A 15865-nucleotide genomic window follows, 5' to 3' on the forward strand; every position below is an offset into this window, starting at 1 on the left:
TTCGAACAGGGCCCGACACGAACACGAGAGAGGCGATCGCCCATGGCACGCACGATGGCCGAGAAGGTCTGGGAGGAGCACGTCGTCCGACGTGCCGAAGGCGAGCCGGACCTGCTCTACATCGACCTCCACCTCGTGCACGAGGTGACCAGCCCCCAGGCCTTCGAGGGGCTGCGGCTGGCGGGCCGCTCCGTGCGCCGCCCGGACCTGACCATCGCCACCGAGGACCACAACGTCCCCACCCAGAACCTGCTGGCCCCCATCGCCGACCCGGTCTCGCGCAAGCAGGTGGAGACGCTGCGCAAGAACTGCTCCGACTTCGGCGTGCGCCTGCACCCCATGGGCGACATCGAGCAGGGCGTCGTGCACGTGGTCGGCCCGCAGCTGGGACTGACCCAGCCGGGCATGACCATCGTCTGCGGCGACAGCCACACCAGCACCCACGGCGCCTTCGGCGCGCTGGCCTTCGGCATCGGCACCAGCCAGGTCGAGCACGTGCTGGCCACCCAGACCCTGCCGATGTCCCCCTTCAAGACCATGGCCGTCACGATCGACGGCAAGCTCCGGCCGGGCGTCTCCGCCAAGGACATCATCCTGGCGGTCATCGCCAGGATCGGCACCGGCGGCGGCCAGGGCTACGTCATCGAGTACCGGGGTGAGGCCATCGAGTCCCTCTCGATGGAGGCCCGCATGACGATCTGCAACATGTCCATCGAGGCGGGGGCCCGGGCCGGCATGATCGCGCCCGACCAGACCACCTTCGACTACATCAAGGGCCGCCCCCACGCGCCCGAGGGCGAGGCCTTCGACGCCGCCGTCGAGCACTGGAAGAGCCTGCGCACGGACGAGGACGCCGTCTTCGACGCCGAGGTCGTGCTGGACGCCGCCGAGCTCAGCCCGTTCGTCACCTGGGGCACCAACCCCGGCCAGGGCGTGCCGCTGGACGCCTCCGTGCCCGCACCCGAGTCCTTCGAGGACCCCAGTGCGCGCGCCGCCGCCGAGAAGGCCCTGGCCTACATGGACCTGGAGCCCGGCACGCCCATGCGCGAGGTGAGGGTGGACACCGTCTTCCTGGGCTCGTGCACCAACGGCCGCATCGAGGACCTGCGCGCCGCCGCCGAGGTGATCAAGGGCCGCAAGGTCGCCGAGGGCGTGCGCATGCTCGTGGTCCCGGGTTCCATGCGGGTCAAGGAGCAGGCCAACGCCGAGGGCCTCGGCGCGATCTTCGAGGAGGCCGGCGCCGAGTGGCGCGAGGCGGGCTGCTCGATGTGCCTGGGCATGAACCCCGACCAGCTCGGGCCCGGCGAGCGCAGCGCCTCCACCTCCAACCGCAACTTCGAGGGGCGCCAGGGCAAGGGCGGCCGCACCCACCTGGTGTCGCCGCAGGTCGCCGCCGCCACGGCGGTGCGCGGCACCCTGTCCTCGCCCGCCGACCTGGCCGCCCTGTAGCACGCCCGTCCCGTAAGGAGACCCCGATGGAGAAGTTCGACGTCCACACCGGCCGGGCCGTGCCGCTGCGTGCGAGCAATGTCGACACGGACCAGATCATCCCCGCCGTCTACCTCAAGCGCGTGAGCCGCACCGGCTTCGAGGACGGCCTGTTCGCCGCCTGGCGGGAGGACCCCGACTTCGTGCTGAACCGCCCTGAGTACCAGGGCGCCACGGTGCTGGTCACGGGCCCCGACTTCGGCACCGGCTCCTCCCGCGAGCACGCCGTCTGGGCACTGCAGAACTACGGCTTCAAGACCGTGCTGTCCTCGCGCTTCGCCGACATCTTCCGCGGCAACTCCCTCAAGGGCGGTCTGCTGACGGTCCTGCTGCCGCAGGAGGTCATCGAGCGGCTGTGGGAGGCCGTGGAGGCCGACCCGGCCACCGAGGTGACGGTCGACCTGGTCGAGCGCGAGGTCCGCGCCCCGTCCGCGGGGGTCCGGGAGCCGTTCGAGCTCGACGACTACACCCGCTGGCGCCTGCTGGAGGGGCTGGACGACATCGCCCTGACCCTGCGCCACACCGACGAGATCAGCGCCTACGAGGCCACGCGCAGGCCCTGGATGCCGACCACCCTCTGACGGGGGCGGGGCGCGAGATCCCTTGCGGGGGCGGGGCCGAGGGCGTGTGTGACATAGCACACGCCCGCGGCCCCGAATTTTTTACCTTTACTTGGAGTGAGCGCGCGCTTGCGGACCTTGGGCCTATAAGAACGACCCGGCCCGTGTCCGGAATCCGGTTATACGTAGGCATTTGAGGGGTGCACAAGGGGCTAAAAGGGGCTCATGCCGGTGTCTCCGCCGCTCCGGCCACCCCTTGACCCTGGGTGGTCCCGCAGGTGGGGCAGGCCCCGACACGCCCTTGCAGCAGGCGTTTGTATTTGTGTAACCGCCTCTGCTTCCCCTAATTTCGTGCGAGCAAGGGGGAACCGGAGGAACCTTATGAACAAGCGTGACCTGATCGACGCGATCTCCGAGCGGCTCGGGGACAAGAAGACTGCGACCGAAGCGGTCAACGCTGTGCTTGAGACCATTCAGGCCACCGTGGCGTCCGGCGACAAGGTCGCCATCACCGGCTTCGGCGTCTTCGAGAAGTCCGAGCGCGCGGCCCGCACCGCCCGCAACCCTGCCACCGGGGCCACCATCGACGTCCCCGCGAGCTTCGTCCCGAAGTTCCGCGCCGGGGCTGACTTCAAGGCTCTGGTCAACGGGGACAAGAAGTAGGCAGCGGGTCGGCAGCACCGACCACGGCGACAGCCGGAGTCCGCCCGGGCCCGTGAGGGGCCCGGGCGGACTGCTGTCCCGGCACCCTCAGCGGGCCCGGGCGGCGGCCGCCGACAGCTCCGCGGCCCGGTCCAGCAGGGCGCGCGTACGCGGGCCCACCCCCAGCTCCAGAGCGGCGCGCAGGTCCGCCGGGGTGTCCACGTCCCGGCGCACCGACTCCACGTCCGGCAGCACCAGCTCGTGCGCTCCCCGGGCCAGGTGGCGGACCCGCGAGGCGCCCTCGAAGGCCGGGAGGAACGGATGCCCGGGCGAGGCGGCCAGCAGCGTGGTCCCCACGCCGGGGGCGTCGGGCAGGAACGACCGCCCGTACCCGGCCGCCGCGGCCAGCACCCGGCCCAGCTCGGGCGGGCGCAGCGCCGGCAGGTCCGCCGACAGGGCGCACACGCCCAGCCCGGGGAGGCGCCGGCGGGCCGCGCGCGCACCGTGCGCCAGCGCGGGGTTGAGCCCGGTCCCCGGCTCGCCGCCCACCACCACGGCGCCCAGGGCCGCCAGCTCGGCGCCCGCGCGGGGGTCCTCGGTCACGGCGAACACCGCGGCCACGGCCGCGCAGGCCCGAGCCGCCGCGACCGTGTCGCAGGCCACGGCCAGCGCCAGCTCCTCCCGATGGCGCCCTGCGGCCAGGGCCAGGCGGGACTTGGCCCGCCCGAGGTGCTTGACTGGGACGACCAGGGACCAGCGCACCCCGAGGCGCGCTCCCCCTCCTCGCTCTCCGGAGCCGGCCACGCTTCCCCCGGGATGCTCGCGTGCTGCGGTGACGACAGTGTCGAGGGTAGGCGGTCGGGGTCGGCGCGGCGCGGGCGCCCTGGGACGTGTCAGGGCCGGGACCGGCGCTCCGGGAGGTGCGAAGGGACCCGGCGAACACGCCCTAGACTGAACCGATTGTGCTTCTTGGCCCCAGAGGGACAGGAAGCGACGAAGTGAGGAGTCCCGTGGCCAAGCAACGCGAAACCCGGTGGGTGAAGCTGCTCGCAGCCTGCATCGTCCGACCGCTCATCAGCCTGGTGACCAAGCCGGAGTGGAAGGGGACCGAGCACGTCCCGGCCGAGGGAGGGGTGATCATCGCGGCCAACCACCTGTCGATGGCGGACCCGCTGACGGTGGCCCACTTCCTCTACGTCGGAGGGCGGCGCTGGCCGACCTTCACCATGAAGGAGGCCGTCCTCAAGATCCCCGTGGTGTCCTGGGTGGCCCGCAGCACCGGTCAGATCCCCGTCAAGCGCGGCAGCACCGACGCGATCAAGGCCCTCCACGAGGCGGAGCTGGCGCTCACCCGCGACGGCGCGTCGGTGATCTTCTACCCCGAGGGCACGTGCACCCGGGATCCGCAGCTGTGGCCGATGACCGCCAAGACCGGCGTCGCCCGCCTCGCGCTCACCACCGGCGTCCCCGTCGTCCCGGTGGCGCACTGGGGTGAGCAGGAGCTCCTGCCCTACGGTGCCAAGAAGCCCAGCCTGTTCCCGCGCAAGCGCGTCCAGTTCCTCGCCGGCCCGCCGGTGGACCTGTCCCGGTTCCGCGACCAGCCGCTGACGGCGACGCTGCTCCGGGAGGCCACCGAGGCGATCATGGCCGACATCACCGCGCTCCAGGCCACGATCCGCGGTGAGCAGCCGCCCGCCGTGCCCTACGACATGAAGCGTGCGCGCCTGGAGGCCGGGCAGGCGGAGGAGAAGCAGGCGGAGGAGCGGAACGGGGCCCCCGGCGAGGCCGGGGCAGAGGACGGCAGGAGCAGCGCGGGGGCATGACGGTGCAGACGGGTAGCGACGGCACGCGGATCGCCGTCCTGGGTGCGGGCTCCTGGGGAACCGTGTTCGCGAACGTCGCCGCCGACGCGGCCGATCTCGCCCGGCGGCAGGACCCCGGCGGCCCCGCCGCCGAGGTGGTGCTGTGGGGCCGGCGGTCCTCCGTGGTGGACGCGATCAACGAGAAGGGGGAGAACCCCGACTACTTCCCCGGCATCGCCCTGAACCCGCGCCTGCGGGCCACCGCCGACGTCGCCGAGGCCCTGTCCGGGGCCGGCGTCGTGGTGCTGGCGGTGCCCTCGCAGACCCTGCGGGACAACCTCGCCCGGTGGCGCGAGCACCTGGAGGGCGACGCGGTGATCGTGAGCCTGATGAAGGGTGTGGAGCTGGGCACCTGCATGCGGGTCTCCCAGGTCGTCGCCGAGGTGCTGGAGATCCCCGAGGAGCGCATCGCGGCGGTCTCCGGGCCCAACCTGGCGCGCGAGATCGCGGAGCACCAGCCCGCCACCGCGGTGGTGGCGTGCTCCCGCGAGAGCACCGCGCTCCGGCTCCAGGAGCTGTTCAAGGCGCCCTACTTCCGGCCCTACACCAGTACCGACCTGGTGGGCGTGGAGATCGGCGGCGCGATGAAGAACGTGATCGCGCTGGCCGTGGGCGTGGCGGCGGGGATGGGCTTCGGCGACAACACCAAGGCCTCCCTCATCACCCGGGGCCTGGCCGAGACCACGCGCCTGGCGGTGGCGCTGGGCGCGGACGAGCACACGCTGTCCGGCCTGGCCGGGATGGGCGACCTCGTGGCGACATGCACCTCGCCCTTGTCGCGCAACCGGACCTTCGGTGAGAAACTGGGCGCAGGAAAAACGCTCGAGCAGGTCGTGGCCGAGACGAAGCAGACGGCCGAGGGGGTCAAGTCCTCGCAGTCCGTCCTCGAACTCGGCTGGGCCCACGGCGTCGACCTGCCGATCACCGAGGCCGTCGTCAAGATGATGCACCACGACCTGAGCCCGGCCGAGGCACTGGCGGCCTTCATGGCGCGCAGCGCCAAGCCCGAGCGCTACGGGGTCTGAGAGGGAACACCATGTCGAACACACCCGGCCTCGGCGGCGAGTACACCAGGGCGGTCTCCCTCCCCGGCGTCCGCGACTTCTTCGAGCGCCCGATGCGCATCCCCGTCCACCGGTCGACCACCTACGCGTTCGAGACCTCGCAGGACTACGCCGACGTCCTGGCGGGGGAGAAGGCGGGATACTCCTACGGGCGCATCGACAACCCCACGGCGGACGCCTTCGCCGACGCGGTCGCCGCGCTGGAGGGTGCGGGGCTCACGGAGCCGGTGTACGGCCAGGCGTTCTCGTCGGGCATGGGCGCGCTCAGCACCGTGTTCCTGGCGCTGACGGAGGCGGGCGCCCACGTGGTCGCCTCCCGCTCCATCTACGGCAACACCTACTCGGTGCTGGACCGGCTGCTGCGCCGGTTCGGGGTGCGCACCGACTTCGTGGACATCACCGACCTGGAGGCGGTGCGCGCGGCGGTCGGCCCCGACACCCGGATGGTGTTCACCGAGACGCTGTCCAACCCCACGATGACCGTCTCCGACCTGCCGGCGCTGGCGGAGATCGCCCGCGGGGCGGGCGCCGCGCTGGTGGTGGACTCCACGTTCGCCTCCCCGGTGGTGTGCCGGCCCCTGGAGCACGGGGCCGACGTCGTCGTGCACTCGGCGACCAAGTACCTGGGCGGGCACAGCGACACCACCGGCGGTGTCGCGGTGGCCTCCGCCGACCTGGCGGGGAGGATCCGCGCGGCGCGCATCGACCTCGGCCCGTGCCTGGCGCCGGACGAGGCCTACATGCTGCACCGGGGCCTGGAGACGCTCCCGCTGAGGGTGCGCCGCCAGTGCGAGAGCGCGGCGGTGTTCGCGGCGGCCCTGGAGGGCCACCCGGAGGTGGAGCGGGTCGACCACCCGTCCCTGCCCTCGCACCCGCAGTCGGCACTGGCGGCCGAGCTGTTCGCCCCGGGGTGCTTCGGCGCGGTCGTCACCGTGCACCCGCGCGGCGGTCGGGAGGCCGGAATGGCCTTCGCCGACCGGCTCCGACTGGCCACCATCGCCACCTCGCTGGGCGGCACGCACACACTGGCCGGGCACGTGGCCACCTCCTCGCACCGCAACATGAGCGAGGGCGAGCTGGCGGCCGCGGGCATCTCACCGAGCGCGGTACGGTTCTCCATCGGCCTGGAGGATCCCGAGGACCTCGTCGAGGACGCCCTCAAGGCGCTCGACGCACGAGACTGACAGCACGCCCGGGGGAGGAACGCCTCCCCGGGCTCCAGGTAGGCGAGAAACAGGGTCACACAGCATGTCGTCCGAAAAGATTCGGGTCGCCGTCGTCTTCGGCGGTCGCAGTTCCGAGCACGAGATCTCCTGCGTCACCGCCGGCAGCGTCCTGTCGGTGATCGACCCCGACCGCTACGAGGTCGTACCGGTCGGCATCACCAAGGAGGGCAACTGGGTCCTGGCCCCGGGTGACCCCGAGCTGCTGCGCATCGACGCCGCCACCAAGGCGCTGCCGTCGGTGCCCTCGGACGGGATGTCACTGGCACTGCCCTTCGACGCCGCCGGGGAGCTGCTCGTGGTCGACCCGGCGCGGGGGACCGAGCGCCTGGCCGGGGTGGACGTCGTGCTGCCGCTGCTGCACGGCCCCTTCGGCGAGGACGGCACCGTCCAGGGCCTGTTCGAGATGCTGGGCGTGCGTTACGCCGGCGCGGGGGTGTTCTCCAGCGCGGCCGCGATGGACAAGGTCTTCATGAAGGCCGTGCTCACCGGCAACGACATCCCCACCAGCGCCTACGTGGCGGTCAACGAGCGCAGGTGGCGCACCGAGCGCAAGAAGGTGCTCGACGACATCGCGGCGCTCGGCGAGACGGTGTTCGTCAAGCCCGCCCGCGCGGGCAGCAGCGTCGGCATCAGCAAGGTCAAGGACTCTGCCGACGCCGACGCGGTCACCGCAGCGATCGAGGCCGCCCGCGAGCACGACCCCAAGGTCCTGGTGGAGGCGCAGGTCGTCGGCCGCGAGATCGAGTGCGGCGTGCTGGAGGCCGAGGACGGCGGGATGCCCGACGTGTCCTTCCCCGCGGAGGTGCACGTGGCCGAGGGCTTCGACTTCTACGACTTCGAGGCCAAGTACCTGTCCACCAGCAGCCTGACCATCCCCGCCCAGCTGCCGGAGGACGCCGCCGCCCGCCTGCGGGGCCTGGCCGCCGAGGTGTTCGAGGCGATGGGCTGCGAGGGGCTGGCCCGCGTGGACTTCTTCTACACCGAGGACGGCGAGATCCTCGTCAACGAGCTCAACACCATGCCGGGCTTCACCCCGGCCTCGGCCTTCCCCCAGATGTGGGCGGCCACCGGACTGGACTACGCGGCCCTCGTGGACCGCATGATCACCACGGCCCTGCGCCGCGGCACGGGCCTGCGCTGAGAGGGGCGGGCGGCCCGGCGGCCGCCCGCACGGAGATCAGGCGGGGGGAGCCTGGGGCTGCGGCGCCTCGGGGACACCGAGCAGCTCGCGGGCCAGGAGGGTGCCGCCCGCGATCGCGGCCGGGAACACCGCCACCGCCACGAACGGGATCGCCAGCAGCAGATAGGTGGGCACCGAGAAGCCCAGCACCCGCAGGCGGCGGGTGCCCATCGCGCGGCGGCGCTCCCCGATGGTGAGCATGCCGCGCCGGTCGAAGGCGCCCGCCACCATCTCGATGCCCAGGAGCCAGCCGCCCAGCACGGCGGCCAGCACGGGGCCGACCACCGGCCCGACCAGCGGGACGAAACCGACGGCGAACACCAGGACACCCACGGCCAGGGACGCGGCGACGATCCCCAGCGACTGGCGCACGGCCCGCACGGCGGAGGACCACAGCGGTTCGTCGAACTCCTCGGGGGCGTTGCCCAGCTCCTTCTCGACCTGCTCACCGATGAGGTCGTAAATGGGGGACCCCAGCGCCAGCGTCACCGTCGTGAAGGCGACGACCATGAGCAGGACCGTCACCACCACGGCGGCGACGGCGACGGCGCCGCGCACCAGGCCCTGCCACACCGGGTCCCAGCCGTCGGCGAAGGGTGTCGCCCACGCGGCCAGGTCGGTGAGGTTGACGATCAGGACCACGATCACGGCCAGGAACAGCAGCGAGGTGACCAGGGCGGGGAGAGCGCCCAGGAGGAAGAGGCGCGGTCTGCGCACCAGGAGGCCGAAGCCGCGCATGAGCGCGCCGACTCCGCCGAACACTTCACGAACAGGATTTGCCACGGGTGCACACTAGGGCACTTCCCTCCCCGGTGTCAGTTCCGGGTCGGGAAGCGGGAAAGGAGACACCCCAGCCCCAGGACGAGGACGAGAACGCTGACCCACCAGGACACGGCAGAGCCCGGAGCGGCGAGCAGCCACGGCCCGGCGACCGGGAAGGCCTGGACGTCCCACAGGACGATGTTGGCGGTGAGCATTCCCATGGGGGCCAGCCCGGCGAGGTCGGTCCGCACCACCGCCCGGGCCACCAGGTAGACCCCCAGGCCGGCGACGGTGGTGCGCGCCATCATCAGGCCTTCGGGGATCCCCGAGAAGCAGGCGGTGAGTCCGGCGGTGACCGCGGCCAGGGCCGTGCCCGCCACCAGGGCGGCGTCCCACAGCAGCACGGGACGGTTGGCTGTGAGTTCCACCGGTGTACGGGAGCGGTCCAGGCCGTACGTCGTCAGGAGCAGACCTGCGGTGGCCGCAAGCAGCGCCACGGGGACGTGCGCTCGGGGCCCGAACACCGTGGGAAAGGCGAAGAGCTGGTCGGCAGAGGCCAGGCCTGCCGCCCAGGCCGCCGCCAGCAGCACCAGCCCGGGCAGGACCAGCCTCGCTCTCAGCCACCACCTCACGAATCCGCCTCAGGAGCGAGGTGGCGCGGGTCGAGGGTGTCGGGATCGGGGGAACAGGTGCCCAGGACCGGGCGATTGATCGCGTACCACTCGCCCTGAGCCTCCGGCGGGAGCTCCAGGACCGCGTCCAGGGCACGGGCCGACCTCGCCGAGATCGACGCACGGTACTCCTCGTGCCCCTCTGTCTCCGCAGTGGTACGCAGCCAGGCGAGCACGGCATCCATGGTGTGCTGCGGAAATTTCTCGTTGGGGCAGGACTCGGGCAGCTCCTGGGGCATGAGCACGTGAACGAAGCCCGCGGCAACAGTGGAACGTGCGTCCGCGCGGGGGAACATCGGCAGCCAGAGACTGCCCTCCGGCTCCTCCTGGGCCGCGGAAACGGTCGACGGCAGATCGATCCCCCGGGCGGTGAACGCCTGGTGCTGCCGCACGATCTCGGGCACCAGCGCCTCCCGGTCCGGCTCGAGCTCGGGCCACAGGCAGACGGTGATCTCATCCTCGATGATCCTGTCGCAGGCGATTCCGGTACGTGCGACCACGGGGTGGTAGTCCAGTGGCCGGACGATCAGGCAGCCACTGCCGACAGCCAGGAGGACCATGAGGACACCCGCGACGAGCGCGTGCCCTCTGTCCCTCAGCAGGAGGGCACATAGCCCAGCGACGAGCAGTCCTGAGGCCGACACCAGTGCGGCAAGCAGGGCGCGGGGATCCGGGACACCCCACACGCCCGGGTCGCCGAGGAAGCCGCCGGACAGGAAACGTGCCCACAAGGGAAACTGGTAATGGGCAGCAGTGACGAAGTACCAGATGTAGGTGCCGGCCAGGCAGATCGTCAGGGAGAGCGCCGGCGGGAGCAGGAAACCGAGGAACAGGCCCCAACCGGTGATCCCGGCCAGGGCTGCGAGGTTGACCCCGATGACGTGCCAGGCGGGGCCCCCGGGCGCGCCGAGGGCGAGCGTGGCCAGCATCGCGTAGGAGACGAGAGTGCCGAGAAGCGCGACCACGACTGTGGGGGCCAGAGCCTCGGCCACCACCAGGAGCCGGGACCTGGCGGTGATGGCGAGGAGATCCGCTCTTCGCAGCCGTGACGCTTCCCAGGTCGCGCCGAGCGCGGCGACCATGCCGGTGAAGACAACGGCTTCCGAGGCCTTGGTCGTGGCCGTCATCCAGTAGCCGCGGGTGGAGGAGAGACCGTCCTCGAGGTTGACGGAGACGATGAGGACGACCATGGGCACCGCCAGCCACAGGGACAGGCTGGTCAGCCATCGTTTCTTCGTGGTCACGGCGCCTCCTTCAGCACGGCGGTGTAGGCCGCCTCGGCGCGCCGTTCCACGCTTTCGCTGCTGTCGGTGGCGTGTGCGAGGAAGGCCTCGGCCGAGCCGGTGAAGCGGCTCCGCCCCTCGCTGAGCACGACCACGGAGTCGAAGAGGTCGGACAGGTCGCTGGTCTGGTGGGTGGAGACGAGAACGGTGTCACCTACGGACAAGCTGCTCAGAACTCCGCGGAAGGACGACCGCTGTGCCGGATCCAGTCCGGCAGTGGGTTCGTCCAGCAGGAGCACCGAGGGTCGATGGACGATGGTCTGAGCCAGGCCGACCCGGCGCGTCTGCCCTCCGGAGAGCTTGCCGGAGGAGCGGTCGGCGAGGTCGACCAGGTTGGTCTGGCGCAGAGCCTCGAAGGAGGCCTGCCATGCCTCTGCCCGGCTCATACCTTTCAGCCAGCCGTGGTAGGCGACCTGCTCACGTACGGTCAGACCGGTCACCGGAACGATGTCCTGGGGCATCCACCCCACGGCACGTCGCAGCGGCGCGAGGTCGCGGCGGCGGTCACTGCGCCAGGAGCCGACCCGCACACGGCCGCGCCGGGGCGGGGCCGCCGAGGCGAGCAGGGACATCAGGGTGCTCTTGCCCGCGCCGTTGGGTCCGAGCAGGACCGTGCATTCGTTCGGAATGTCGAGAGAGAGGCCGTCGAAGACAGGTGAGGAGAACCACCCGTAGGAATAGATGATTTCTTCTGTGCTGAGTTTCATTTTTATTGTGCCTTCGATCCCGTGGTGGAGAAATGTCCACCACGGGATGCCCTTTGCTCTGGTGGTCCATCGCGGAAGAATGTGCGGATCGGGTCCCACCGCAGTAAGCGGACCCGTTGATGCGTGTGCTGCCGAACGGGCAGCTCTTGTCCGCGTTGCTGCCGGTGGTTGACCATGGGTTTGCAGCGCAGGGGTCCGCTCCGGTTCCGACAACCGTGTTGATCCCGCCTGCCCCGGCCGGCTGAGGTGTGACGTTCCGGAAGCCGCCGGGCCCGCACGGGCAGGAAAGGAGGAGGCCGAGAATGCTTTGGTCCAAGCCTTTGTTTTCTCTTTGCTCCGGACGCCTGGAAGGTTACTCCCGGTTTTCGAGGAGTGTCAAGGGGATGTGAACTCCAAGCCCTTGTTCCTCGTGGTCATTGCTGTCCGGCTTTCTGAGCTGGGAAAACATGACCGCTTTTTGGCGGAAGGAGGCCCGGGCCTTCCTGGAGCCGCTTTCTCTTCCGGTCACGTTGTGTGCCGGCACGCCTCTGACCAGCGGACCGGCTGATACCGGGTGCCGGACAGCCCTGAGTTCAGAAATGTCACTTTCCGGCAACAGGCCAGGGGGTCCCCATGAGAACCACCGACCGAGCGTGTGGTGCCGGAACCTGTTCCTCCGGCTTGACCGTGGCGGAGGCCCACGCTCCTCCGCGGGCCGTACGTTCCCGATGGGCCGGTGCGGTCGATCCCCGGCCCGCACCGTGCGCACAGCCGAGGTGGACAGGCCCCGGCGCCCCCTCCCGCCCTCCAGGGGGGCGGGAAGGAGCGCCGTCTCCACGGCCGCCCCTGAGGGAGGAGCACCGTCTCTACGGACGGGGTTGGACGTCGCGGTACCAGCCCTCCTGGGCGAGGAGCTCCGCGTGGGTGCCCCGCTGGGACACGCGGCCGTCGCGGACCACGTAGATGCGGTCCACGCGGTCCAGGCCGGTGAGGTCGTGGGTGATGAGCAGGGTCGAGTGCCCCTCGGAGGCCGACAGCAGGTCGGCCACCACGGCGTCGCGGGTGTCCGGGTCCAGGTGGGCGGTCGGCTCGTCGAGCACCAGCACGCGCGGGGCCGCCAGCAGGGCGCGGGCCAGCGCCAGGCGCTGCACCATGCCGCCGCTCAGGCCCAGCCCGTGGGTGCCCACGCGGGTGTCCAGGCCCTCGGGCATCGCCTCGACCTCGCCTGCCAGGCGGACCCGGCGCAGCGCCTCCCACAGCTCGTCGTCGGAGCACTCCGGACGGGCCAGGCGCAGGTTCTCGCGCAGGGTGGAGGCGAACACGTGCGGGTCCTGCGGGACCCCCGACACCGCGGCGCGCACCTCGTCGGCCGGGTAGTCGGTGATGTCGGCCCCGCCCAGCTCCACGGTGCCCTCGTCGGGGTCGCGGAAGCGCAGCAGGACCGAGGCGAGCGTGCTCTTGCCCGCGCCGCTGGGCCCCACCACCGCGACGGTCTCGCCCTCCGCCAGGTCCAGGTCGACACCGTCCAGGGCCCAGGGATCCTCGGGGCCGTAGCGCACGCGCAGGCCGCGGATGCGCAGATCGGCGCCCTGCGGGGCCAGCCCCTCCCGGGTGGGGGGCTCGGTGGCCGGAGGGACGTCCAGGACACCGAACAGTCGGGCCCCCGCGGCCCGGATCGAACCGAGGCGCGCGGCGACGGCGGGCAGGGGCGCCACGATCTCGAACGCCGCGAGGGTGGTCAGGACCAGCACGGCCAACCACACACCGTTCAGTGCGCCGTCCTCCACGGCGAGCACACCGAGGAGCAGCGACCCCCACACGGTCAGACCGGTGATCAGGGCCGTCGCGCCCTCGCCCGTGCCCAGGAGCGCGGCGTCGCGCCGGGCCGTGCGGGTCAGCTCGTCGTCGGCCGCGTACACCCTCTCCACCTGGCGCTCCATGGCGCCGTAGGCGATCAGGTCCGGGGCCCCGTGCAGGGTGTCCACCAGAGCGGTCGACAGTTCACCGCGCGCCTTCGCCTGACGCCGGCCCGGGCCCTTGCCCAGCGCGGCGGCGGCCAGCGGCACCGCCACCCCGGCCAGCAGCAGGCCGGCGGCCAGCAGGGGGCCACCCGGCACGTACACGGCGGTCAGGACCACGACCGCCGTGCCGCCGGTGACCACCGAGACCAGCGGCGGCGTCAGACCGCGCACAAGCAGGTCCAGGGTGCTCTCGGTGTCGTTGACCAGGCGCGAGACCAGGTCGCCCGAGCGGAAGCGCCCGAACGGCTCGGTGGCGGCCAGCCTCCGGTACACCCTGACCCGCACCTCGGCCAGGATGCGGAAGGCGGCGTCGTGGGTGACCAGGCGCTCCAGGTAGCGGGCCACGCCCTTGGTGACGCCCAGCGCGCGGGTGGCGACCACCGCCACGCCGAGCACGGTGACGGACGGGTGGTGGGCCGCGGTGGCCAGCATCCAGGCGGCCAGGCCCAGCAGGGCCACGCCCGCGCCGGTGGCCAGCGCGCCCAGCAGGACCCCGAGGGCGAAGCGCGCGCTGCGCGGCCGGGCCAGCGCGATCATGCGCACCAGCGGGTCGCGGCGGCGCTCCCGCTCCGAGGGTGCCGTGGTGGGACCGCTCATGGCGCTGTGCTCCCTTCGGTGCTGTGCAGGGGCAGGCGGACGGTCCGCGCACCCAGGGACTCCTCGGCCCAGCCCGCGTCGTGGGCCACGACGACGGCGGTGCGGCCCTTCAGCAGCCGGGCCACGGCCGTGCGCACGGCAGCCGCGTTCTCCGCGTCCAGGTGGGCGGTGGGTTCGTCCAGCAGGACCAGCGGCGCGTCCCGGCACAGCGCCCGCGCCAGGGCGATGCGCTGCCGCTGCCCGGCCGACAGGCGTGCGCCGCGCTCGCCCAGCCGGGTGTCGTAGCCCTGCGGCAGCGCGGAGACGAACCCGTCGGCCTCGGCCAGGCGTGCGGCCTCGCGCACCTGCTCCATGGTGGCCCCCGGGGAGCCCAGCCGGATGTTGTCGGCCACCGACACGTCGAACAGGTAGGGGTGCTGGGGCACCCACGCGACGCCCAGGCGCCAGTCGTCGGCGGGGATCCCGTCGAGGGGCTCCCAGTCGCCGCCGGGCGCGCGGACCTCGACGACACCCCCGGTGGGCCGGTTCATCCGCAGGAGCAGGGACAGCAGGGAGGTCTTGCCCGAGCCGCTGGGGCCGGTGAGCAGCACGTGCTCCCCGGCGCGCACCTCCAGGTCGAGGCCGGACAGCGCGGGGCGGTCGCGCCCGGGATGGCGCAGTTCCACGTTCCGCAGGCGGATGTCGCCGTGCGCGGCGGCGGGGGCCCTTCCCACCGGTGCGGCCGCGGCGGTGTCGCGGTCGAGCTCGCGGTCGAGTTCGGCGAACACCTGCTCGGCGGCGGACACGCCCTCCATGCTGGAGTGGAACTGGGAGCCGACCTCGCGCAGCGGCAGGTAGGCCTCCGGGGCCAGGATCAGCACGAGCAGCGCCGTCTGGTAGTCCATGTGCCCGCCCAGCAGGCGCAGTCCCACCTCGACGGCGACGAGGGCCACCGCCAGCGTGGACAGGAGCTCGAGGGCGAACGCGGACAGGAAGGCGACCCGCAGCGTTCCCAGGGTCGCCCGCCGGTGCCCGTCGCTCACCTCGCGCAGGAGCGCGGCCTGGGCCTTGGCCCGGCGGAACACCGCCAGGGTCGGCAGCCCCTCGACCACGTCCAGGAAGTGCCCGCCGAGCCGGCTCAGCAGCTTCCACTGGCGGTCGGTGCGCGCCTGGGTGTGCATTCCGATGAGCGCCATGAAGACGGGGATGAGCGGCACCGTCACCGCGATGACGATCCCCGAGATCCAGTCCGCGCGGAAGACGACCGCCAGGACGGCGAGCGGCACGATCGCGGCCAGGACCAGCTTGGGCAGGTAGCGGGCGAAGTAGTCGTCCATGGCGTCCAGGCCGCGGGTGGCCAGGGTGACCAGCTCGCCCGCCCGGGGGGAGTGCCCGTCCCGGTCGCGCCCGGCCGTCCACGCCGCGGTGCCGCCGGTCACGTGCGCGACCAGGCGGCGCCGCAGCTGGGACTTGGCGCGCGCGGCGCTGTGCAGGGCCGAGGCCTCCGACACGTAGGACAGCAGGGCGCGGAGCACCGCGATGCCGGCCACCGCGGCGATCATCGTGCCGAGGACGTCGATCCCCTCCCCGGCCCAGGCACCGGACAGAACACGGGCCAGCAGCCATGCCTGGGCGAGGATCAGGCCGGTGACGAGCACACCGCTGACCACCGAGACGGCCAGGTGTGCCCGGACCGCGCCGGCGGTGCGCAGCAGCCGCGGGTCAAGGGGTTTCATGCGCTCCTCGCTGGTCGGTACGCGGGCGCGGTCGCGCCCTGTTCTCTCTGTCTGCCCTTTCGCCCGCCCTCTCGCGCGGACACGGCCCCCGCACCTCCTCTCCGTACC

14 protein-coding genes are annotated in these 15865 nt (G+C 72.2%); 7 read left to right on the plus strand and 7 right to left on the minus strand.

What is annotated here, in order from left to right; all coding sequences use genetic code 11:
• Positions 1-42 precede the first annotated feature (42 nt).
• The 3 genes from leuC to FHS13_RS11335 all read left to right on the plus strand — a co-directional run bounded on the left by leuC (position 43) and on the right by FHS13_RS11335 (position 2711).
• Positions 43-1449 (plus strand): 3-isopropylmalate dehydratase large subunit, encoded by a 1407-nt coding sequence (gene leuC, locus FHS13_RS11325; protein ID WP_184291300.1) that lies wholly within the window; start codon positions 43-45, stop codon positions 1447-1449.
• A 26-nt stretch (positions 1450-1475) separates the two neighbouring features.
• Complete coding sequence (gene leuD / locus FHS13_RS11330; RefSeq protein WP_184291302.1) at positions 1476-2069, plus strand: 3-isopropylmalate dehydratase small subunit; 594 nt, start codon at positions 1476-1478, stop codon at positions 2067-2069.
• 360 nt (positions 2070-2429) lie between these two features.
• Positions 2430-2711 (plus strand): HU family DNA-binding protein, encoded by a 282-nt coding sequence (locus FHS13_RS11335; RefSeq protein WP_184291304.1) that lies wholly within the window; start codon positions 2430-2432, stop codon positions 2709-2711.
• Positions 2712-2798: 87 nt separating this feature from the next.
• Here the strand turns inward: FHS13_RS11335 and cofC are convergent, their stop codons facing one another.
• The gene (cofC, locus tag FHS13_RS11340; protein WP_184291306.1) at positions 2799-3494 is read right to left on the minus strand and encodes a 2-phospho-L-lactate guanylyltransferase; all 696 of its coding nucleotides are present in this window, start codon (positions 3492-3494) and stop codon (positions 2799-2801) included.
• A gap of 206 nt (positions 3495-3700) precedes the next feature.
• Between cofC and FHS13_RS11345 the strand changes: the two genes are divergently transcribed.
• From FHS13_RS11345 to FHS13_RS11360, 4 genes are all read left to right on the plus strand, one after another.
• Positions 3701-4513 (plus strand): 1-acyl-sn-glycerol-3-phosphate acyltransferase, encoded by an 813-nt coding sequence (locus FHS13_RS11345; protein ID WP_184291308.1) that lies wholly within the window; start codon positions 3701-3703, stop codon positions 4511-4513.
• On the plus strand, positions 4510-5577 hold the full coding sequence (locus FHS13_RS11350) for an NAD(P)H-dependent glycerol-3-phosphate dehydrogenase (RefSeq protein WP_184291310.1): 1068 nt from the start codon (positions 4510-4512) through the stop codon (positions 5575-5577). Before FHS13_RS11345 ends, FHS13_RS11350 begins: the two co-directional genes overlap by 4 nt.
• 11 nt (positions 5578-5588) lie before the next feature.
• Positions 5589-6800: a trans-sulfuration enzyme family protein gene (locus FHS13_RS11355; protein WP_184291312.1), complete on the plus strand. Its 1212-nt coding sequence runs from the start codon at positions 5589-5591 to the stop codon at positions 6798-6800.
• A 64-nt stretch (positions 6801-6864) separates the two neighbouring features.
• Positions 6865-7983: a D-alanine--D-alanine ligase family protein gene (locus FHS13_RS11360; RefSeq protein WP_184291314.1), complete on the plus strand. Its 1119-nt coding sequence runs from the start codon at positions 6865-6867 to the stop codon at positions 7981-7983.
• 36 nt (positions 7984-8019) lie between these two features.
• Here the strand turns inward: FHS13_RS11360 and FHS13_RS11365 are convergent, their stop codons facing one another.
• The 6 genes from FHS13_RS11365 to cydD all read right to left on the minus strand — a co-directional run bounded on the left by FHS13_RS11365 (position 8020) and on the right by cydD (position 15757).
• Positions 8020-8805: an EI24 domain-containing protein gene (locus FHS13_RS11365; RefSeq protein ID WP_343064990.1), complete on the minus strand. Its 786-nt coding sequence runs from the start codon at positions 8803-8805 to the stop codon at positions 8020-8022.
• Positions 8806-8837: 32 nt separating this feature from the next.
• Entirely contained in the window at positions 8838-9416 is a 579-nt protein-coding gene (locus FHS13_RS11370; RefSeq protein ID WP_184291316.1) for a hypothetical protein, read from the minus strand.
• Positions 9413-10699, minus strand: coding sequence for a DUF7224 domain-containing protein (locus FHS13_RS11375; protein WP_184291318.1), 1287 nt, complete (start codon positions 10697-10699; stop codon positions 9413-9415). Before FHS13_RS11375 ends, FHS13_RS11370 begins: the two co-directional genes overlap by 4 nt.
• Complete coding sequence (locus FHS13_RS11380) at positions 10696-11445, minus strand: ATP-binding cassette domain-containing protein (protein WP_184291320.1); 750 nt, start codon at positions 11443-11445, stop codon at positions 10696-10698. Before FHS13_RS11380 ends, FHS13_RS11375 begins: the two co-directional genes overlap by 4 nt.
• A gap of 845 nt (positions 11446-12290) precedes the next feature.
• Complete coding sequence (cydC, locus tag FHS13_RS11385; protein WP_184291322.1) at positions 12291-14042, minus strand: thiol reductant ABC exporter subunit CydC; 1752 nt, start codon at positions 14040-14042, stop codon at positions 12291-12293.
• Entirely contained in the window at positions 14039-15757 is a 1719-nt protein-coding gene (gene cydD / locus FHS13_RS11390; protein ID WP_184291324.1) for a thiol reductant ABC exporter subunit CydD, read from the minus strand. The genes cydC and cydD overlap by 4 nt, the downstream gene beginning before the upstream one ends.
• Positions 15758-15865: the final 108 nt, after the last annotated feature.

Origin of the sequence: Nocardiopsis algeriensis, assembly GCF_014203695.1 — a bacterium.
In the GTDB taxonomy this organism is placed as follows: domain Bacteria; phylum Actinomycetota; class Actinomycetes; order Streptosporangiales; family Streptosporangiaceae; genus Nocardiopsis; species Nocardiopsis algeriensis.